Below are 20650 nucleotides of genomic sequence, written 5' to 3' on the forward strand. Positions count from 1 at the left end.
CATGACCGATCCCGGTGAGCCCTGCATCGAGACCCGCAACGCGTGGGTCGAGTTCCCCATCTTCGATGCCAAGACCCGGTCGTTGAAAAAGGCCGTCCTCGGCAGAGCAGGCGGCGCAATCGGCCGCAACGACTCCAACGTCGTGGTGATCGAGGCGCTGCGCGACATCACGATGTCGCTGAAGATGGGTGATCGCGTCGGGTTGGTCGGCCACAACGGAGCCGGCAAGTCGACGTTGCTGCGGTTGCTGTCGGGCATCTACGAACCGACCAGAGGCATGGCCAGCGTGCGCGGCCGGGTTGCTCCGGTGTTCGACCTCGGCGTCGGGATGGACCCGGAGATCTCCGGTTTCGAGAACATCATCATCCGCGGCTTGTTCCTCGGGCAGACCCGCAAACAGATGCTGGCCAAGGTCGACGAGATCGCCGAGTTCACCGAGCTCGGCGACTACCTGTCCATGCCGTTGCGCACGTATTCGACCGGTATGCGGGTGCGGCTGGCCATGGGTGTGGTGACCAGCATCGATCCCGAGATACTGCTGCTCGACGAAGGCATCGGCGCCGTCGACGCCGAGTTCCTGAAGAAGGCGCAGACCAGACTGGCCCAGCTGGTGGAACGCTCGGGCATCCTGGTGTTCGCCAGCCACTCCAACGAGTTCCTCGCGCGGTTGTGCAACACCGCGATGTGGATCGACCACGGCACCGTCAAGATGGAGGGTGGCATCGAGGACGTCGTGCGCGCCTACGAAGGTGACGACGCCGCCCGCCACGTCCGCGAAGTCCTCGAGGAGACCGGCCGGGAGAGCCGGCCGGCATGACCAGCCCGATGATCTGCGCGGTCGTGGTCACCCATCGCCGCCCTGACGACCTCTCCAAGTCCCTCGATGCGCTCTGCTCGCAGAGCCGGCGGCCCGACCATCTGATCGTCGTCGACAACGACCACGACGAACACGTCCAGGATCTGGTTGGCGGGCAACCGATCCCGACCACCTACCTGGGATCGCGACGCAACCTCGGCGGCGCCGGCGGGTTCGCGCTGGGGATGCTGCACGCGCTGAGCCTCGGCGCGGACTGGGTGTGGCTGGCCGATGACGACGGCCGCCCCCAGGACGCCGAGGTGCTGGCCACTCTGCTGGCCAGTGCCGAGCGCCACGGCCTCGCGGAGGTGTCGCCGATGATCTGCGATCTGGACCGCCCCGAACTGCTGGCCTTCCCGCTGCGGCGCGGCGTGGTGTGGCGTCGCTCGGTGAGTGAGCTGCGCGCCGAAGCACCGAACGAAGACCTGCTGCCCGGCATCGCGCACTTGTTCAACGGTGCGCTGTTTCGCGCCGAGACGCTGGAGGCCACCGGCGTGCCCGACCTGCGGATGTTCATCCGCGGCGACGAGACCGAGATCCACCGCCGGTTGCTGCGCACGGGCCTGCCGTTCGGCACCTGCCTGGACGCGGTCTATCTGCATCCGCAGGGGGGCGACGAGTTCAAGCCGATCCTGGGCGGGCGCATGCACACCCAGTACCCCGACAATGCGATCAAGCGCTACTACACCTACCGCAACCGCGGATACCTACAGTCCCAGCCGGGCATGCGCAAGCTGATCCCCCAGGAGTGGGTGCGCTTCGGCTGGTACTTCCTGGTCTCGCGGCGCGACCCGGCCGGACTGGTCGAGTGGATCCGGTTGCGGCGCCTCGGTCGACGCGAAAGGTTCACCAGACCATGACGTTCCTGGACGCCGCTGCCCAGTCGAAGACGTTCCGGCGGGCGTGGGGCGACCTCGTCGACGGCTTCGGCAAGCGCGAGTTGTGGCTGCACCTGGGCTGGCAGGACATCAAGCAGCGCTACCGGCGGTCGGTGCTCGGCCCGTTCTGGATCACGATCGCCACCGGCACCACCGCGGTCGCGATGGGTGGGCTGTACTCGAAGTTGTTCAAACTCGAGCTGTCCGAACATCTTCCGTATGTGACCCTCGGCTTGATCATCTGGAATCTGATCAACGCCTCGATCCTCGAGGGCGCCGAGGTGTTCATCGCCAACGAGGGCCTGATCAAACAGCTGCCGACCCCGCTGTCGGTGCACGTCTACCGGCTGGTGTGGCGGCAGATGATCCTGTTCGCCCACAACATCATCATCTTCGTGATCATCGCGATCATCTTCCCCAAACCCTGGCAGTGGACCGATCTCTCGTTCATCCCCGCGCTCGCGTTGATCGCGCTGAACTGCGTGTGGGTGGCGCTGTGCTTCGGCATCCTCGCCACGCGCTACCGCGATATCGGCCCGCTGCTGACCTCGCTGGTGCAGCTGCTGTTCTTCATGACGCCCATCATCTGGAACGAGGCGACGCTGCAGAGCCAGGGCGCCGGGGACTGGGCCCGGATCGTCGAGCTCAACCCCCTGCTGCACTACCTCGACATCGTGCGCGCCCCGCTGCTGGGCGCCGAGCAGCAACTGCACCACTGGGTGATCGTCATCGCGCTCACCGTGATCGGCTGGCTGTTCGCGGCGCTGGCCATGCGGCAGTACCGCGCCCGGGTGCCCTACTGGGTCTGAGAACCGCTCAGCCGGGCACGGAGCCGTCGGGCTCGGGCCCGAACACGAACCGCCGCCCGGTCAGCGACTCGGGAGTCACCCGGACGAACCGCAGCTTCTGGGTGGCGACCCACGGGTAGAGGCCGGCCCGCTCGGCCTTGTCGATCTCCTCCGAGGTCGACAGCATGTGTGCGGTGCCGCGCAGCACGACGCTCCAGCCCTCGGCGACATTGTGATCGTCGGCTTCGAACACCACGTGCTCGTTGAGCACCGACGTCAGCAGCTTGGTGCCTTCGGCGGTGCGGAACAGCAGCGTCCTGTCCTGGACGACGAAATTGACCGGGAAGATCTCGGTCCACCCGGCCACCGTGGTGACGAGGCGGCCCAGCGAGACGCTGGAGAGCAGATCCCAGCTGTCCTTCTCGGTGAGCTCGGTGATCGGCGCCTGGGGCGCGTCGGTGGTGTTCATGATCCCATCGTCGGCGCCCGCCCGGCCCACCCCTAGGGGCGGGGGTCGCCGCAGGTCAGGGTCCAATGGCACTTCCCGGAGGCACCGGCGACGGTGATCTGCGCACTCAGCGGCGCGGCGGGGGCATCCGGACGGCCGCGTTGATGCGGTTCCATGCGTTGATGGTGACAGCCATGGCGATCACCTGCCCCAGTTCCCGGTCGGTGAACGCCGCAGCCGCCCGCTCATAGACCTCGTCGCTCACCCCGTCCTCACCGAGGCGGGTGATGGCCTCGGTGAGCGCCAGCGCCGCGCGCTCGCGGTCGGTGAACACCTCGCCGGCCTCCGCCCATGCGGCCAGCAGGTCGAGCTTCTGGTCGGCGACGCCGTGTTTGCGGGCATCGCGCAGGTGCATGTCGAGGCAGAACGCGCAGTGGTTGAGCTGCGAGGCGCGGATCTTGATCAGCTCGGCGAGGTCCGACTCGACGTCCCGGGCGGACGCGGTGGACAGCGTCATCATCGCGTCGTACAACTCGGGGGAGGCCTTATAGATCTTCACGCGTGCCGGTGGGGTCAGTGTCTGTGTCATGAATTCGACGCTACTGCGCATTGGCCCTTGTTCTTGGTTCAATACCGGGGTGGTTTCTTGGGCCAATTCCGGTCGTCGCGATCTCCATCTGGATCTGCGCTCGGCGCTCACCCCCGGGGCGAGAGGCGCCAAAGACGCTCTGATCGGCGCACTGCGCGACGCGGTCCGCTCCGGCCGGCTGCGCCCCGGCACGGCGCTGCCGCCGTCCCGCACGCTGGCCACCGATCTGGGGCTGGCCCGCAACACCGTCGCCGACGCGTACGCCGAACTGGTCGCCGAGGGCTGGCTGGACTCCCGGCAGGGTGCGGGCACCTGGGTCGTCGACGTGGTGCGCCCGGCCCAGCCCTCCCGCCGGCCCCGGCGCATCGGCACCGAACCGGTCCACAACCTGATGCCCGGGTGCCCGGATGTGGCCGAGTTCCCCCGCAGCACCTGGTCGGCGTGCGCGCGCCGGGCACTGACTCGGGCGCCGAACTCGGCGCTGCGGATGGGTGATCCCCGCGGCCGGCCCGAGTTGCGCAGCGCGCTGGCGGAATACCTTGCGCGGGCCCGCGGCGTGCGCACCTCCGACGAGTCGATCGTCATCTGCGCCGGCGTGCGCCACGCCGTCGAACTGCTGGGACGCACTCTCGGTGGACCCGTCGCGGTGGAGGCCTACGGCCTGTTCCTGTTTCGTGATGCGCTCGTCGCCGCCGGATCCGGCACAGTGCCGATCGGCGTCGACGACGACGGCGCGCGGGTCGACGAACTCGATGACCAGCGGGTCCCGGCCGTGCTGTTGACCCCGGCACATCACAACCCGTTCGGGGTGCCTCTGCATCCGCGCCGGCGCACCGCGGTCGTCGAATGGGCGCAACGCACCGGCGGATTCGTGCTCGACGACGACTACGACGGCGAGTTCCGCTACGACCGCCAGCCGGTCGGTGCGCTGCAGGCGCTGGACCCGCAGCGGGTGGTGTATCTGGGGTCGACCAGCAAGAGCTTGTCGCAGGTGCTTCGGCTGGGCTGGCTCGCGCTGCCCGAGGAACTGGTCGACGGGGTGGTGGAAGCCGCTGGCGGACAACAATTCTCCGTCTCGGCGCTCGAGCAGCTCACGTTGGCCGAGTTCATCGCCGGAGGTCACTACGACCATCACATCCGACGCATGCGGGCGCGCTACCGCCGCCGCCGGGATCACCTGGTTGCCGCCCTGTCACCGTTCAAAGTCGACGTCCGCGGGGTCTCCGCCGGCGTCAGCGCACTGGTGAACCTGCCCGACGGTGCCGAGCCCGAAGTACTGCGCCGAGCCGGCGAGGCGGGCATCACGCTCACCGGGTTGTCGATGATGCGCCACCCCGACGCCGACCCTGCCCTGCCCGCGCCCGACGGACTGATCGTCGGGTTCGCCGCCCCCGCCGAGCACGCCTTCACCGCGGCCGTGTCCGCCCTTTGTGACGTGTTGCGCGCCAGCGGCATATAGCCTCCGATCATGGCCGGTGCACCGCAGCGACTGATCCAACGGATTTCCCGAACCTCACTGGGCTACAAATTCGTTTCGAGTGTTCCCCCCAAGCTGGACCCGGCGCTGCTGCGGCTGACCGGCGGGCGGTTCAGCTTCGGTTATCCGCTACCGGTGATGCTGCTGACCACCACAGGCGCGAAGTCGGGACTGCAGCGCTCGTCGCCGCTGGTCTACATCACCGACGGTGATTCCCTGATCCTCGTCGCCTCCAACTTCGGCAGGACCGGACACCCGGCGTGGTACCGCAACCTGAAGGCCCACCCCGCCGTGGACGTGCTCGCCGGCAGGCGCAGCGGCAGATACACCGCCACCGAGGTCACCGACCCGGGCGAGCGGGACCGGGCATGGGCCGAAGCCGTGCGGGTGTATCCCGGGTACGAGGACTACGTGGCACGCGCGCAGGGCCGCGTCATCCCCGTCGTCCGACTCACCCGCACCTGAGAAGACAGCGCCGTCACCGTTGATACTGCGTTCACGGTGGGGTTTTCTCGGTTTTTCCCGCGGTGGTCGCAGTCTCAACGTCAGGGGCTGACCCCGTAAGCTGCCCGGGTGGCCGAGCCCCCATTGTCCCCGCAGCTGAGCCTCAGAACTCAGATCGTGCGATTCATCGTCACCGGCGGGCTGGCCGCGGTGGTGGACTTCGGCCTCTACATAGCGTTGCTCGCCGCCGGACTGCACGTCAACGTCGCCAAGACGCTGAGTTTCATCGCCGGCACCACCACCGCCTACCTGATAAATCGGCGCTGGACCTTCCAGGCCCCGCCCAGCACGGCGCGCTTCATCGCCGTCGCGGTGCTCTACGCCGTGACCTACGCGGTGCAGGTCGGCATCAACTACGTGCTCTACCTGCAGTTCGAGGACAAGTCCTGGGGGGTGCCGGTCGCGTTCGTGATCGCCCAGGGCACCGCCACGGTCATCAACTTCATCGTCCAGCGCGCAGTGATCTTCCGGCTGCGCTGAGTGCCGCGGCACAGGCGGTACCCTCTGTGACGATGTTGCGCACCGACTTCCCGACCACCGCCAAGCGGCTCACCGGGTGGGGCCGCACCGCGCCCTCCGTGGCGCAGGTGCTGTCGCCGCCCGACCCGGACGTGGTCGTCGAAGCGGTGACCCGTGCCGCCGAAGGCGGTGGCCGGGGGGTCGTCGCCCGTGGGTTGGGTCGCTCCTACGGCGACAACGCCCAGAACGGCGGCGGGCTGGTCATCGACATGAGCGCGTTGAACCGCATCCATTCCATCAACGCCGACGACGCGCTGGTCGACCTCGATGCCGGGGTGAACCTCGACCAGTTGATGCGCGCCGCCCTGCCCCTCGGGCTGTGGGTGCCGGTGCTTCCCGGCACCCGCCAGGTCACCGTCGGTGGTGCGATCGCCTGTGACATCCACGGAAAGAACCACCACAGCGCCGGCAGCTTCGGTAACCACGTCCGCGCGATGGACCTGCTGACTGCAGACGGCGAGGTGCGCACGCTGACTCCGACGGGTCCGGACGCCGAGTTGTTCTGGGCCACCGTCGGCGGCAACGGCCTGACCGGCATCATCCTGCGCGCCACCATCGCGATGACACCGACCGAGACGGCGTACTTCATCGCCGACGGAGACGTCACCGCCGGACTGGACGAGACGATCGCCTTTCACAGCGACGGCACCGAGGACAACTACACCTACTCCAGTGCCTGGTTCGACGCGATGAGCGCGCCGCCCAAGCTGGGGCGCGCGGTCATCTCCCGCGGCTCCCTGGCGACGCTGGATCAGCTGCCCGTCAAGCTGCAGAAAGACCCCCTGAAGTTCGACGCCCCGCAGTACTTCACCGCGCCGGACATCTTCCCCAGCGGCCTGGGCAACAAGCCGATCTTCGGCGCGATGACCGAACTGTGGTACCGGATGGGCAAGACCTACCGCGGCAAGACCCAGAACCTGACGCAGTTCTACCACCCGTTGGACATGGTCGGAGAGTGGAACCGCGCGTACGGTTCGGTCGGTTTCACCCAGTACCAGTTCGTCGTCCCCACCGAGGCGGTCGACGAGTTCAAAGGCATCATGAAAGACATCCAGCGCTCGGGTCACTACTCGTTCCTCAATGTCTTCAAACTGTTCGGCCCGGGAAACGATGCGCCGCTGAGCTTTCCGATTCCCGGCTGGAATGTCTGCGTCGACTTCCAGATCAAGGCCGGGCTCAACGAATTCCTCAACTCACTCGACAAGCGGGTGCTGCAGTTCGGCGGCCGGCTCTACACCGCCAAGGACTCCCGCACCACCGCCGCCACCTTCCACGCCATGTATCCCCGCATCGACGAGTGGATCGCCCTGCGCCGCAAGGTCGACCCGCACGGGGTGTTCGTCTCCGACATGGCCAGACGACTGGAGCTGCAGTAGATGGTCTTCGACGCCACTGGTAACCCGCAGACGATTCTGCTGCTGGGCGGCACCTCGGAAATCGGGCTGGCGATCTGTGAACGCTACCTGCGCAACGCGCCGGCCCGGGTGGTGCTGGCCTGCATGCCCGGAGATCCGTTGCGCGACACAGCGAAAGCCCAACTCACCCAGTCCGGCGCCAAGTCGGTTGAGGTCATCGACTTCGACGCCGTCGACACCGGCAGCCACCCCACGGTCATCGACGAGGCGTTCGCCGGCGGCGATGTGGACGTGGCGATCGTCGCGTTCGGGTTACTCGGAGACGCCGAGGAACTGTGGCAGAACCAGCGCAAGGCGGTGCAGATCGCCGAGATCAACTACACCGCAGCGGTGTCGGTCGGGGTACTGCTCGGCGACAAGATGCGTGCCCAGGGCTTCGGCCAGATCATCGCGATGAGCTCGGCGGCAGGTGAGCGGGTCCGGCGGTCGAACTTCGTCTACGGCTCCACCAAGGCCGGACTCGACGGCTTCTACCTCGGTTTGGGAGAGGCGTTGCGCGAGTACGGGGTCCGGGTGCTGGTCATCCGTCCCGGCCAGGTGCGCACCCGGATGAGTGCCCACGTCAAGGAGGCGCCGCTGACCGTCGACAAGGAGTATGTCGCCGATCTCGCCGTCACCGCGTCGGCGAAGGGCAAAGAACTGGTGTGGGCGCCGGGAGCGTTCCGGTACGTGATGATGGTGTTGCGGCACATCCCCCGCCCGATCTTCCGCAGGCTGCCCATCTGATGCGCAGCGCTCTGGCCGTCCCGGTGCGGGTGGCCGGCCAGATGGTCGCTGCGGCCGCCATCGCCGCCGCCGTGGCCGTGGTCAGCCTGCTCGCCATCGCCCGCGTCGAGTGGCCCGCCTACAACTCGTCGAACCAGCTGCACGCGCTGACCACCGTGGGACAGGTCGCCTGCCTGGCCGGACTGCTGGCGTCAGGGTGGCTGTGGCGCCGGGGCCGCCAGCTGGCGGCCCGGCTGGGGTCGGTGCTGTTCCTGGCGGCGTTCTCGGTCGTCACACTCGCGATGCCGCTGGGCGCCACCCGGCTGTACCTGTTCGGCATCTCCGTCGACCAGCAGTTCCGCACCGAGTACCTGACCCGGCTGACCGACACCGCCGAACTGCACGACATGACCTACATCGGGCTGCCGCCGTTCTACCCGCCGGGCTGGTTCTGGCTCGGTGGCCGACTCGCCGCGCTCACCGGCACACCGGCGTGGGAGATGTTCAAACCGTGGTCGATCATCTCGATCACCGTCGCCATGGTGCTGGCGCTGGTGCTGTGGGCCGCGATGATCCGCTTCGAGTACGCCCTGGTGGTGTCGACCGCGACCGCCGCGGCGGCGCTGGCCTATTCGCCCGCCGAGCCGTACGCGGCCATCATCGCGGTGCTGCTGCCGCCGGTGTTCGTGCTGGCGTGGTCGGGGCTGCGGGGCGGGAAGCGTCCCGGCGAGGCGGGAACCACGCACAGCGGCGGCTGGGCCGCCATCGTCGGGACGGGGATCTTCCTCGGGGTGGCGGCGCTGTTCTACACGCTGCTGCTGGCCTACGCCGCGTTCACGCTGACGCTGATGGCGGCGCTGGTGGCGGTGACGCGCAGGCACTGGGAGCCGCTGCTGCGACTGCTGGTCATCGCGGTGATCTCGGGCGCGATCGCGCTGATCGGCTGGGCGCCGTATCTGCTCGAGGCCGCGACCGGCACCCCCGCCGACACCGGGACCGCCCAGCACTATCTGCCCAAGGACGGCGCCGAGCTGTCGTTCCCGATGCTGCAGTTCACGCTGCTGGGCGCGCTGGGCATGCTCGGCACGCTGTGGCTGGTGATCTACGCACGCACGTCCACCCGCGCTGGGGCCTTGGCGGCCGCGGTTCTGGCCGTCTACGCGTGGTCGCTGCTGTCGATGCTGACCACCCTGGTCGGCACCACCCTGCTGTCGTTCCGGCTCCAGCCCACCCTGACCATCCTGCTCGCCGCCGCGGGAGCGTTCGGCTTCATCGACATCACCCGAGCCCTGGCCGCGCGGGTGAAGACGGTCAACGCCCAGCGCGTCGTCGCCGCGGCCACCGCGATCGGCGCCCTCGGGGCGGTCACATTCAGTCAGGACATCCCCGACGTGCTGCGTCCCGACATCGTCGTCGCCTACACCGACACCGACGGCTACGGCGAGCGGGCCGATCGCCGCCCGCCGGGGGCCGAACAGTACTACCGGGAGATCGACGACCGGATTCTGGAGGTCACCGGCCGGCCCCGCAACGAGACCGTGGTGATGACCGCCGACTACAGCTTCCTGTCCTACTACCCGTACTACGGTTTCCAGGGACTCACGTCGCACTACGCCAATCCGCTGGCGCAGTTCGACGCCCGGGCGAGAGCCATCGAGAGTTGGGCGCTGATGTCGGAGTCCGACGAGTTCATCGCCGCGCTCGACGCGATGCCGTGGCCGCCGCCGTCGGTGTTCCTGATGCGCCGCGGCGCGAACGACACCTACACGCTGCGCCTGGCCGCCGACGTTTACCCGAATCAGCCCAACGTGCGCCGGTACCACGTCAAGCTCGACGACGCCCTGTTCGACGATCCGCGGTTCGACGTGTCGACCATCGGGCCGTTCGTCCTGGCCATCCGCAAGCCAATTACCATCTAGCCCCGTGGTCAGAGAGCCGAGCAACCACCGCACCGCGCGGCTGATCGCGATCGTCGCGGGGTTGCTGGGCACGTTGCTGGCCATCGCGACTCCGTTGCTGCCGGTGGAACAGACCACCGCCGAACTGAACTGGCCGCAAAACGATGTGCTCGCCAGCGTCGACGCGCCGCTGATCGGTTACGTCGCCACCGACCTCGAGATCACGGTGCCCTGCAGCGCCGCCGCCGGCCTGCAGGAACGCGGCCGCACCGTGCTGCTGTCCACGGTGCCCAAGCAGGCGCCCAAGGCCGTCGACCGCGGCCTGCTCATCGAACGGGTCGGCGGCGACCTGCTGGTGATCGTCCGCAACACCCCCGTCGTCGTCGCGCCGCTGGATCAGGTACTCAGCCCGGACTGCGAGGAACTGCGGTTCACCGCGCACGCCGACCGGGTGACCGGCGAGTTCGTCGGCCTGACCCAGGGCCCCGACGATCCCGATCCCGGTGAGCCGCTGCGCGGCGAGCGCAGCGGCTACGACTTCCGGCCCCAGATCGTCGGTGTGTTCACCGACCTGTCCGGGTCCGCGCCGCCCGGCCTGCAGTTCTCGGCGACCGTCGACTCGCGGTACAGCACCTCGCCGACGGTGCTCAAGCTGCTGGCCATGATCGTCGGCGTCACGATGACGGTGATCTCGCTGGGCGCCCTGCACGTCCTCGACCGGGCCGACGGCATGCGGCACCGCCGATTCCTGCCGCCGCGCTGGTGGTCGGTGACACCGCTGGACGGGCTCGTCGCCGCGGTGCTGGTGTGGTGGCATTTCGTCGGCGCGAACACCGCCGACGACGGCTACATCCTGACGATGGCCCGGGTGTCGGAGAACGCCGGCTACATGGCCAACTACTACCGCTGGTTCGGCACCCCCGAAGCGCCGTTCGGCTGGTACTACGACCTGCTGGCGCTGTGGAGCCACGTCAGCACGACCAGCGTGTGGATGCGGTTGCCGACACTACTGATGGCGCTGGCCTGCTGGTGGGTGATCAGCCGCGAGGTCATCCCCCGGCTGGGCATCGCCGTCAAACACAGCCGCGCCGCCGCGTGGACCGCCGCCGGCATGTTCCTGGCGGTGTGGCTGCCGCTGAACAACGGCCTGCGCCCGGAACCGATCATCGCGCTGGGCATCCTGCTGACCTGGTGTTCGGTCGAGCGCGGCGTCGCGACCAGCAGGCTGCTCCCCGTGGCGGTCGCGATCATCATCGGCGCGCTGACATTGTTCTCCGGGCCTACCGGCATCGCCGCGATCGGCGCGCTGCTGGTGGCCATCGGGCCGTTGAAGACGATCGTGTCCGCGCACACGTCGCGCTTCGGCTACCTCGCGCTGCTGGCCCCCATCGCCGCAGCCGGTACCGTCGCGGTGTTCCTGATCTTCCGGGATCAGACGCTGGCCGCCGAACTGCAGGCCAGCAGCTTCAAATCGTCGGTCGGTCCGAGCCTGGCCTGGTTCGACGAACACATCCGGTACTCCCGGCTGTTCACCACCAGCCCCGACGGTTCCGTCGCCCGCCGCTTCGCGGTGCTGACACTGCTGTTGGCCTTGGCGGTGGCGGTGGCGATGACGTTGCGCAAGGGCCGCATCCCCGGCACGGCCGCCGGACCCAGCAGGCGCATCGTCGGGATCACGGTCATCTCGTTCCTGGCCATGATGTTCACCCCCACCAAGTGGACCCACCACTTCGGGGTGTTCGCCGGGCTGGCCGGCTCGTTGGGCGCACTCGCCGCGGTCGCGATCGGCGCTGCCGCGATGCGCTCGGCCCGCAACCGGGCACTGTTCACCGCCGCCGTGCTGTTCGTCACCGCGTTGTCGTTCGCGACGGTCAACGGATGGTGGTACGTCTCCAACTTCGGCGTGCCGTGGTCCAACGACTTCCCGCAGTGGCGGCTCGGCTTCATGACCGTGCTGCTCGGGTGTTCGGTGCTCGCGCTGCTGGTGGCCGCCTGGCTGCATTTCTCCGGCCGTCCCGACGCACCGCACGGCGCCCGGCCGTGGCTGCGGCGCATCGCGCAACCCCCACTGGCCGTCGCCGCCTGGGCGCTGGTGACCTTCGAGGTCGTCTCGCTCACCCTCGGGATGATCAACCAGTACCCGGCGTGGAGCGTCGGTCGGTCCAACCTCGGCGCGCTGGCCGGCAACACCTGCGGGATGGCCGACGACGTTCTGGTCGAGCAGGACCCCAACGCCGGGCTGCTCGCCCCGGTCGGGGTGCCCGTCGGCGACGGGCTCGGCGCGGTGACCGCCGACGGCTTCCGGCCCAACGGGATCCCGTCGGACGTATCTCCGGACTCGGTGATCGACGACAGCAGTTCGACCAGCTTTACCGACAGTGACAGTGAAGAGGCGACCGGCAGCGGGTCCGACACCCAGGGCGGCACCACCGCCGCAGCCGGCGTCAACGGATCCCGCGCCCGACTGCCGTTCGGCCTCAACCCGGCCCAGACGCCGGTGTTGGGCAGCTGGCGGTCCGGGCCGCAACAGCCCGCGCTGCTGCGCTCGGCCTGGTATCAGCTGCCGCCCCGCGACGAGGCCGGCCCGCTGCTGGTGGTGTCCGCGGCCGGGCGCTTCGACCCCGACGAGGTGACCGTGCAGTGGGCCGGATCCGACGGCGAGCCCGCCGGTGGCATCAACTTCGGCGACGTCGGCGCCGCGCCCGCCTGGCGCAACCTGCGCGCTCCGCTGTCCGCGATCCCCGAGGACGCCACCCGGATCCGTCTCGTCGCCCGCGACGACGACCTCGACCCTCAACACTGGATCGCGCTGACCCCGCCGCGCATCCCCGAGCTGAGCACGCTGCAGGACGTCGTCGGCTCCAGCGACCCCGTGCTGCTGGACTGGCTGGTCGGCCTCGCCTTCCCGTGTCAGCGTCCGTTCGACCATCAGTACGGCGTGACCGAGGTTCCGCAGTGGCGCATCCTGCCCGACCGGTTCGGCGCCGAAGCCAACTCCCCGGTGATGGACAACGTCGGCGGCGGGCCGCTCGGCATCACCGAACTGTTGCTGCGCGCCACCACCGTGCCGACCTACCTGAAGGACGACTGGGACCGCGACTGGGGCTCACTGCAGCGGCTGGTGCCGTACTACCCCGACGCCGAACCCGCCCGCCTGGACCTGGGAACCACGACGCGAAGCGGCTTGTGGAGCCCGGCGCCGCTGCGTCATTAAGTTCTTCGCATACCATCGAGCCTCGTGTCTGCACCGCCTTCCCGTGTCATCGCGCTCGTCGCGGGGTTCCTCGGGCTGGTGCTGTGCGGGCTGACTCCTTTGCTGCCGGTCAACCAGACCACCGCGACCATCGCCTGGCCGCAGGGCAGTAGCGCCGACGGGGCGGTCAGCGACATCACCGCGCCCCTGGTATCGGGGGCGCCCCGGGCGCTGGACGTCTCGATCCCGTGCTCCGCGGTGGCCACGCTGCCGGCCGACGGCGGGCTGGTGTTCTCGACCAACCCACCGGGCGGCATCGACGCCAGCCGCAACGGGCTGTTCGTGCGCGCCTACCCCGACACCGTGGTCGCGGCGTTCCGCGACACCGTGGCCGCGGTGGCACCGCGCGCCGAGGTCGAGGCCGGCGCCTGCAGCGAGCTGCGGCTGTGGGCCGACGTGGGCCAGGTCGGCGCCGACTTCATCGGCATCCCCGGCGCCGCCGGGACGCTCGCCCCGGAGAAACGGCCCCAGGTCACCGGGGTGTTCACCGAACTCGACGTCCCGCCCGACACCGCCGGGCTGAGCGCGACGATCGACGTCGACACCCGGTTCATCACGTCGCCGACCACCCTGAAGCTGGCCGTGATGGTGCTCGGCGTGCTGTGCGTGCTGGCGTCGATCGCCGCGCTGGCCGTGCTCGACGGGGCATCGGGACGCCGTCGCAGCGGTCGGCGGCGCCGGGTCGGGCTGTCGACATGGCTCGCCGACGCCGGTGTCGTCGCCGCGCTGCTGCTGTGGCACATCGTCGGACCGCAATCCTCCGACGACGGATACAACACCACCATCGCCCGGATCTCCGGGGAGGCCAGCTACACCACCAACTACTACCGTTTCTTCGGCGCGGCCGAGGCCCCGTTCGACTGGTATCAGAGCCTGCTGGGCCAGCTGGCGTCGATCAGCACCGCCAGTGTGTGGCTGCGCCTGCCGGCCACCCTGGCGGCGATCGCGACCTGGCTGATCATCAGCCGCTGCCTGCTGCCCCGGCTGGGCCGCCGGGTCGCGGCCAACAAGGCCGCCGTGTGGACCGCCGGCGCGGTGTTCCTGGCGGCGTGGCTGCCGTTCAACAACGGCCTGCGCCCCGAACCGCTCATCGCGTTCGGCGTGATCGCGGTGTGGATGCTGGTCGAATGGACCATCGGCACCCGCCGGCTGTGGCCCGTCGCGGTCGCGGTGATCGTCGCGATGTTCACCGTGACGCTGGCTCCGCAGGGTCTGATCGCGCTGGCGCCGCTGCTGGTCGGCGCCCGCGCCGTCTGGCGGATCATCGCCGCGCGCCGGCCGATCGACGGGCTGGCCGCCCAGGTGGCGCCCCTGCTGGCCGCCGCCTCGCTGGTCTTCGTCATCGTGTTCCGGGACCAGACCCTGGCCACCGTCGCCGAATCGGTGCGCATCAAGTACACGGTGGGGCCGACGATCCCGTGGTACCAGGAGTTCCTGCGCTACTACTTCCTCACCGTCGAGGACAGCGTCGACGGCTCCATGACGCGCCGCTTCTCGGTGCTGATCCTGCTGCTGTGCGTGTTCGGACTGCTGGTGGTGCTGCTGCGCCGCGGCAGCGTGCCCGGCGCGATGAACGGGCCGGTGTGGCGGCTGGTCGGCACGACGGCGGTCGGGTTGCTGCTGCTGACCCTCACCCCGACCAAGTGGGCGGTGCAGTTCGGCGCGTTCGCCGGCCTGGCGGGCGCGCTCGGCGCGGTGACCGCGTTCGCGTTCGCCCGGGTCGGACTGCACAGCCGACGCAACCTGGCCCTCTACGTCACCGCGCTGCTGTTCGTGCTGGCGTGGGCGACCTCGGGCATCAACGGCTGGTTCTACACCGGCAACTACGGCGTCCCCTGGTTCGACAAACAGCCGGTGATCGTCGGCTACCCGGTCACGACGATCTTCCTGGTGCTGGCGATCGTCGGGGGCCTGCTGGCGGCGTGGCTGCACTTCCGCATGGACTACGCCGGCCACACCGAGGTCGCCGACACCGGGCGCAACCGGGCGCTGGCGTCCACACCGCTTCTGGTCGTGGCCACCATCATGGTGGTGCTGGAGCTGGCGTCGATGGTCAAGGCCACCGCCGGGCGCTACCCGGTGTACACCACCGGCGCGGCCAACCTGGCGGCGCTGACGGGACAGAGCTGCGCGATGGCCGACGACGTCCTCGTCGAAGCCGACACCAACGCCGGCATGCTGACACCGGTGCCGGGGCAGCAGTTCGGCGAATACGGCCCGCTGGGCGGCGAAGACCCGGTCGGGTTCAACCCCAACGGGGTCAGCGACACCCTCGAGCCGGGCGAGCCGATCGTGGGCAACCCGGGCATGGTGAACTCCGACGGCCCCATCGACAAGCCCAACATCGGCATCGGCTACGCGGCCGAGACCGGCGGTGGCTACGGTCCCGAGGGCGTCAACGGTTCCCGGGTGTTCCTGCCGTTCGGGCTCGACCCCGACCGCACCCCGGTGATGGGCAGCTACGACGAGAATGACGTCGCGGCGAAAGTCACCTCGGCCTGGTACCAGCTGCCCTTCGCCGCCGGGGAGCACCCGGCCGACCGGCCGATCGTCGCCGTCGCCGCGGCGGGCGCGATCTGGTACTACAACGAGGACGGCTCCTTCAACTACGGTCAGTCGCTGAAGCTGCAGTGGGGGGTGCATCGGCCCGACGGCTCCTACCAGGCCCTCAACGAGGTCGATCCGATCGACGTCTTCGCCCAGCAGGCGTGGCGCAACCTGCGGTTCCCGCTCGACACGGCGCCGCCGGAGGCCAACGTGGCCCGGATCATCGCCGACGACCCCAACCTGTCCGAGGAGCAGTGGTTCGGCTTCACCCCGCCGCGGGTGCCGGTGCTGCAGACCGCCGACGAGTTCCTCGGCGACGACACCCCGGTGCTGATGGACATCGCCACCGCCGCCAACTTCCCGTGCCAGCAACCGTTCTCGGTGCGGCTGGGGGTCGCGGAGCTGCCCGAGTACCGGATCCTGCCCAACTTCAAGCAGATGGTGATCTCGTCGAACCAGTGGCAGTCGGCCGACGACGGCGGCCCGCTGCTGTTCATCCAGGCGCTGCTGCCGCGCACCTCGGCGATCCCGACGTATCTGCGCGGTGACTGGTACCGGGACTGGGGTGCGATCGAGCGCTACTACCGGGCGGTGCCGGCGCAGCAGGCGCCCGATGCCGCCATCGAGGAAGGGACGACACGGGTGTTCGGCTGGAGCCGGGGCGGACCCATCAGGGCACTGCCATGACCTCGGACCTCGCCACCTCGGCGAAAAGCGATGTGAGCGTGGCCCGCTGGGTGGCGATGATCGCCGGGCTGCTCGGCTTCGTGATGGCGGTGGCCACTCCGCTGCTGCCCGTCACCCAGACCACCGCGACGCTGAGCTGGCCCCAGCAGGGACAGGTCGGCAACGTGACGGCGCCGCTGATCTCCCAGGCGCCGGTGGAGCTGACCGCCACCGTGCCGTGCGAGGTCATCGACACGATGCCCGGCGACGGTGGCCTGGTGCTGGGCACCGCACCGGAACAGGGGCGCGACGCCGCGCTGAACGCGATGCTCGTGATGGTCTCCGAGTCCCGCGTCGACGTGATCGTGCGCAACGTCGTGGTCGCCAGCGTGGACCGTGACCGGATGGGCGGCTGCTCGGAGCTGGTCATCACGTCGTCGCTGGACGGCACCTACGCCGAGTTCGTCGGGCTGACCCAGGATTCCGGACCCGATGCCGGCTCGCCGCAGCGCACCGGCTATCCCGACCCGAACCTGCGCCCGGCCATCGTCGGCGTGTTCACCGATCTGAGCGGTCCGGCGCCGCCGGGTCTGTCGTTGTCGGCGACGATCGACACCCGTTTCACGTCGCAGCCCACCACGCTCAAGCTGGTCGCCATCCTGCTCGCGATCACGTCGACGGTGATCGCGCTGCTGGCGCTGTGGCGACTGGACCGGCTCGACGGCCGGCGGATGCATCGCCTGATCCCCACCCGCTGGCGCACCGTGACCCCGGTGGACGGCGTCGTCGTCGGCGGCTTCCTGCTCTGGTACGTCATCGGCGCCAACTCCTCCGACGACGGCTACATCCTGGCCATGGCGCGGGTCGCCGACCACGCCGGCTACATGTCGAACTACTTCCGCTGGTTCGGCAGCCCGGAGGATCCGTTCGGCTGGTACTACAACCTGCTGGCGCTGATGACCCAGGTCAGCGATGCCAGCATCTGGATCCGGCTGCCCGACCTGGTGTGCTCGCTGGTGTGCTGGCTGCTGCTGTCCCGGGAAGTGCTGCCCCGCTTGGGCCCCGCCGTGCTCAGCAGCCGGCCGGCGCTGTGGGCGGCCGGGCTGGTGCTGCTGGCCGCGTGGATGCCGTTCAACAACGGGCTGCGCCCCGAAGGCCAGATCGCCACCGGCGCGCTGATCACCTACGTGCTGATCGAACGCGCGATCACCTCCGGACGCCTCACCCCGGCGGCGCTGGCCATCACGACCGCAGCCTTCACCCTCGGCATCCAGCCGACCGGGTTGATCGCGGTGGCTGCCCTGGTCGCCGGCGGCCGGCCCATCCTGCGCATCCTGATGCGCCGGCGCCGGGTGGTCGGCACCTGGCCGCTGCTGGCGCCGCTGCTGGCCGCGGGCACCGTGGTGCTGGCCGTGGTGTTCGCCGACCAGACCCTGGCCACGGTGCTCGAAGCCACCCGGATCCGCACCGCGATCGGCCCCAACCAGGAGTGGTGGACCGAGAACCTGCGGTACTACTACCTGATCCTGCCGACCACCGACGGCGCCATCTCGCGCCGCGTGGCATTCCTGTTCACCGCGATGTCGCTGTTCGCGTCGCTGTTCATCATGTTGCGGCGCAAGCGTGTTCCCGGCGTCGCACGCGGACCGGCCTGGCGGCTGATGGGTGTCATCTTCGCCACCATCTTCTTCCTGATGTTCACCCCGACCAAGTGGATCCACCACTTCGGGTTGTTCGCCGCGGTCGGTGCGGCCATGGCGGCGCTGGCCACCGTGCTGGTCTCTCCGCTGGTGCTGCGCTCGGCACGCAACCGCATGGCCTTCCTGTCGCTGGTGTTCTTCGTGCTGGCACTGTGTTTCGCCTCCACCAACGGCTGGTGGTACGTGTCGAACTTCGGCGTCCCGTTCAACAGCTCGATGCCCCAACTGGGCGGCGTCACCGTCAGCGCGGTGTTCTTCGCGCTGTTCGCCGTCGCCGCGCTGTGGGCGCTGTGGCTGCACCTGGCGGGCCGACAGGACTCGCGGATGGTCGACCGGCTCACCGCCGCCCCGATTCCGATCGCGGCCGGCTTCATGGTGGTCGTCTTCATCGCGTCGATGGCGGTCGGGGTGGTGCGCCAGTACCCCACCTACTCCAACGGCTGGGCCAACGTCCGCGCCTTCGTCGGAGGCTGCGGGCTGGCCGACGACGTACTCGTCGAACCCGACTCCAACGACGGCTTCCTGCAGCCCCTGCCCGGCGACTGGGGCCCGCTCGGACCGCTCGGCGGCACCGACCCGGTCGGCTTCTCCCCCAACGGCATTCCCGACCGGATCATCGCCGAGGCGATCCGGCTGAACAACCCGCAGCCGGGCACCGACTACGACTGGAACCGGCCGATCCGGCTCACGCGCCCGGGCGTGAACGGATCCACCGTGCCGCTGCCCTACGGTCTGGACCCTGCCCGGGTCCCGGTCGCGGGAACGTATTCTGAAGGCGCGCAACAGGACAGCCGCCTGGCCTCGGCTTGGTACGAGCTGCCGCCCGCCGACGACGCGCATCCGCTGGTGGTGATCAGCGCGGCAGGCACGATCGCCGGCACGAGTGTGGCCGACGGGTTCAGCTCCGGGCAGACCGTCGACCTCGAGTACGCCCGGCGCGGACCCGACGGCGCGCTGGTCGCCGCGGGCCGGGTCAGCCCCTACGACATCGGCCCGCAACCGTCGTGGCGCAACCTGCGCTACCCGCGCGAGCAGATCCCCGCCGACGCGGTGGCGGTCCGGGTCATCGCCGAGGATCTGTCGCTCAGCCAGGGTGACTGGCTCGCGGTGACCCCGCCGCGGGTGCCGGAGCTGCGTTCGGTGCAGGAGTACGTCGGCTCCGAGCAGCCGGTCCTGATGGACTGGGCGGTGGGGCTCGCCTTCCCGTGCCAGCAGCCCATGCTGCACGCCAACGGCGTCACCCAGATCCCCAAGTTCCGGATCTCCCCGGACTACTACGCCAAGCTGCAGAGCACCGACACCTGGCAGGACGGCCTCAACGGCGGCCTGCTGGGCATCACCGACCTGCTGCTGCGCGCCTCGGTGATGTCGACGTATCTGTCACAGGACTGGGGCCAGGACTGGGGCTCGCTGCGCCGCTTCGACACCGTCGTCGACGCTGAGCCGGCCGACATCGAGTTGGGCGAGTCCACCCACTCCGGGCTGTATTCGCCGGGTCCGATCCGCATCCAGCCGTGACCGACCGGACCCGGCTCGGCCGGGCCACCCTGACCCGGGTGGTCGAGACCCGGTTCCAGATGCGCACATCACTGTTCGCCCAGACCCCTCCGCAGGCGTGGGACGACCACGCCGACCTGCTCGACCCGCTGTTCGTCGACCGCCGCGCCGACGAGTGGAAGATCGCGGTCCAGACCTGGGTGATCGAGGTCGACGGGCTGACCGTGCTGGTCGACACCGGTGTGGGCAATGGCAGGCAGCGTCCCCACATGCCGCCGCTGGATCACCTCGACACCGGGTTCCTGGCAGCGCTGACCGACGCCGGTTTCGCTCCCGATGACGTCGACGTCGTGATCAACACCCACCTGCACACCGACCACGTCGGCTGGAACACCCGGCTGTCCGCCACCGACGGAGACGAAGAGTGGGTGCCGACGTTCCGCAACGCCCGTTACCTGATGCCCGCCGACGATCATCGGTACTTCTGCCCGGACGGTGCCGGCGCCACCGACGGGATGCGGCTGGTGTTCGCCGACAGCATCGCACCCGTCGAGGCGCAGACCGAACTGTTCGCCGGCGACCATCAACTCAGCGCGTCGCTGTGGCTGCGCGCGGCGCCCGGCCACACGCCGGGATCGTCGGTCCTCTGGTTGGACGCCGGGGCACCCGCGGTGTTCGTCGGGGACCTCACCCACTGCCCCATCCAGCTGCCGCGCCCCGACGACCCGTGCGCTTTCGACGTCGATGCCGACGCGGCAACCGCCACCCGCCGGCGGGTGTTCACCGAGGCGGCGCGCCGTCGCGCGACCGTCATCCCGGCGCATTACCCGGGCCGCGGCGGAGCGACGGTCGCCGCCCGCGGGGCGAACTTCGCCGTCGACAGCTGGCTGGACCTGCCCCCGATCTGACG

Annotated in this window: 15 protein-coding genes; 13 read left to right on the forward strand and 2 right to left on the reverse strand. The window is 69.5% G+C overall.

Translation table 11 applies throughout. From position 1 onward, the window contains the following. Position 1: 1 nt before the first annotated feature. The 3 genes from J3476_RS04230 to J3476_RS04240 are packed head-to-tail and all read left to right on the forward strand — an operon-like array spanning position 2 to position 2543. Positions 2 to 817: an ABC transporter ATP-binding protein gene (locus J3476_RS04230; protein ID WP_207065285.1), complete on the forward strand. Its 816-nt coding sequence runs from the start codon at positions 2 to 4 to the stop codon at positions 815 to 817. Between the two features lie 8 nt (positions 818 to 825). Then, positions 826 to 1716 carry a glycosyltransferase gene (locus J3476_RS04235; protein WP_373889020.1) on the forward strand — a complete coding sequence of 297 codons (891 nt, stop codon included), beginning with the start codon at positions 826 to 828 and terminating at the stop codon, positions 1714 to 1716. Continuing rightward, positions 1713 to 2543, forward strand: a complete 831-nt coding sequence (locus J3476_RS04240; RefSeq protein ID WP_207065287.1) for an ABC transporter permease — start codon at positions 1713 to 1715, stop codon at positions 2541 to 2543. Before J3476_RS04235 ends, J3476_RS04240 begins: the two co-directional genes overlap by 4 nt. A 7-nt stretch (positions 2544 to 2550) precedes the next feature. Here the strand turns inward: J3476_RS04240 and J3476_RS04245 are convergent, their stop codons facing one another. Together J3476_RS04245 and J3476_RS04250 are read right to left on the reverse strand one after the other, a co-directional pair. Beyond that, positions 2551 to 2991, reverse strand: a complete 441-nt coding sequence (locus J3476_RS04245) for a pyridoxamine 5'-phosphate oxidase family protein (protein WP_207065288.1) — start codon at positions 2989 to 2991, stop codon at positions 2551 to 2553. Positions 2992 to 3097: 106 nt separating this feature from the next. Further along, on the reverse strand, positions 3098 to 3559 hold the full coding sequence (locus J3476_RS04250) for a carboxymuconolactone decarboxylase family protein (protein ID WP_207065289.1): 462 nt from the start codon (positions 3557 to 3559) through the stop codon (positions 3098 to 3100). A 49-nt stretch (positions 3560 to 3608) separates the two neighbouring features. On the opposite strand from J3476_RS04250, the gene J3476_RS04255 reads away from it, so the two are divergent. The 10 genes from J3476_RS04255 to J3476_RS04300 all read left to right on the forward strand — a co-directional run bounded on the left by J3476_RS04255 (position 3609) and on the right by J3476_RS04300 (position 20648). Then, the gene (locus tag J3476_RS04255) at positions 3609 to 5018 is read left to right on the forward strand and encodes a PLP-dependent aminotransferase family protein (protein ID WP_207065290.1); all 1410 of its coding nucleotides are present in this window, start codon (positions 3609 to 3611) and stop codon (positions 5016 to 5018) included. A 9-nt stretch (positions 5019 to 5027) separates the two neighbouring features. Beyond that, a complete protein-coding gene (locus tag J3476_RS04260; protein WP_207065291.1) occupies positions 5028 to 5501 on the forward strand; it encodes a nitroreductase family deazaflavin-dependent oxidoreductase in 474 nt (157 codons plus the stop codon). A 123-nt stretch (positions 5502 to 5624) separates the two neighbouring features. After that, positions 5625 to 6020 carry a GtrA family protein gene (locus tag J3476_RS04265; RefSeq protein WP_286182598.1) on the forward strand — a complete coding sequence of 132 codons (396 nt, stop codon included), beginning with the start codon at positions 5625 to 5627 and terminating at the stop codon, positions 6018 to 6020. Positions 6021 to 6052: 32 nt separating this feature from the next. Beyond that, positions 6053 to 7435, forward strand: a complete 1383-nt coding sequence (locus J3476_RS04270; protein WP_207065292.1) for an FAD-binding oxidoreductase — start codon at positions 6053 to 6055, stop codon at positions 7433 to 7435. Then, positions 7436 to 8200, forward strand: a complete 765-nt coding sequence (locus tag J3476_RS04275; RefSeq protein WP_207065293.1) for a decaprenylphospho-beta-D-erythro-pentofuranosid-2-ulose 2-reductase — start codon at positions 7436 to 7438, stop codon at positions 8198 to 8200. It begins immediately after the preceding gene. Further along, positions 8200 to 10098 (forward strand): galactan 5-O-arabinofuranosyltransferase, encoded by a 1899-nt coding sequence (locus tag J3476_RS04280; RefSeq protein WP_207065294.1) that lies wholly within the window; start codon positions 8200 to 8202, stop codon positions 10096 to 10098. The genes J3476_RS04275 and J3476_RS04280 overlap by 1 nt, the downstream gene beginning before the upstream one ends. A 4-nt stretch (positions 10099 to 10102) precedes the next feature. Next, positions 10103 to 13291 carry an arabinosyltransferase domain-containing protein gene (locus J3476_RS04285; protein WP_286182590.1) on the forward strand — a complete coding sequence of 1063 codons (3189 nt, stop codon included), beginning with the start codon at positions 10103 to 10105 and terminating at the stop codon, positions 13289 to 13291. Positions 13292 to 13315: 24 nt separating this feature from the next. Further along, positions 13316 to 16564 carry an arabinosyltransferase domain-containing protein gene (locus J3476_RS04290; protein WP_207065295.1) on the forward strand — a complete coding sequence of 1083 codons (3249 nt, stop codon included), beginning with the start codon at positions 13316 to 13318 and terminating at the stop codon, positions 16562 to 16564. Beyond that, a complete protein-coding gene (locus J3476_RS04295; protein WP_207065296.1) occupies positions 16561 to 19761 on the forward strand; it encodes an arabinosyltransferase domain-containing protein in 3201 nt (1066 codons plus the stop codon). Before J3476_RS04290 ends, J3476_RS04295 begins: the two co-directional genes overlap by 4 nt. After that, positions 19758 to 20648: an MBL fold metallo-hydrolase gene (locus J3476_RS04300; protein WP_286182591.1), complete on the forward strand. Its 891-nt coding sequence runs from the start codon at positions 19758 to 19760 to the stop codon at positions 20646 to 20648. Before J3476_RS04295 ends, J3476_RS04300 begins: the two co-directional genes overlap by 4 nt. Positions 20649 to 20650 lie beyond the last annotated feature (2 nt).

Origin of the sequence: Mycobacterium sp. PO1 (assembly GCF_017312405.1) — a bacterium.
GTDB lineage: Bacteria > Actinomycetota > Actinomycetes > Mycobacteriales > Mycobacteriaceae > Mycobacterium.

Coding starts and splice junctions, on each gene's coding strand:
- J3476_RS04230 (WP_207065285.1), top strand. CDS start 2: ATGACCGATCCCGGTGAGCCCTGCATCGAGACCCGCAACGCGTGGGTC.
- J3476_RS04280 (WP_207065294.1), top strand. CDS start 8,200: ATGCGCAGCGCTCTGGCCGTCCCGGTGCGGGTGGCCGGCCAGATGGTC.
- J3476_RS04275 (WP_207065293.1), top strand. CDS start 7,436: ATGGTCTTCGACGCCACTGGTAACCCGCAGACGATTCTGCTGCTGGGC.
- J3476_RS04235 (WP_373889020.1), top strand. CDS start 826: ATGATCTGCGCGGTCGTGGTCACCCATCGCCGCCCTGACGACCTCTCC.
- J3476_RS04260 (WP_207065291.1), top strand. CDS start 5,028: ATGGCCGGTGCACCGCAGCGACTGATCCAACGGATTTCCCGAACCTCA.
- J3476_RS04250 (WP_207065289.1), bottom strand. CDS start 3,559: ATGACACAGACACTGACCCCACCGGCACGCGTGAAGATCTATAAGGCC.
- J3476_RS04295 (WP_207065296.1), top strand. CDS start 16,561: ATGACCTCGGACCTCGCCACCTCGGCGAAAAGCGATGTGAGCGTGGCC.
- J3476_RS04270 (WP_207065292.1), top strand. CDS start 6,053: ATGTTGCGCACCGACTTCCCGACCACCGCCAAGCGGCTCACCGGGTGG.
- J3476_RS04240 (WP_207065287.1), top strand. CDS start 1,713: ATGACGTTCCTGGACGCCGCTGCCCAGTCGAAGACGTTCCGGCGGGCG.
- J3476_RS04245 (WP_207065288.1), bottom strand. CDS start 2,991: ATGAACACCACCGACGCGCCCCAGGCGCCGATCACCGAGCTCACCGAG.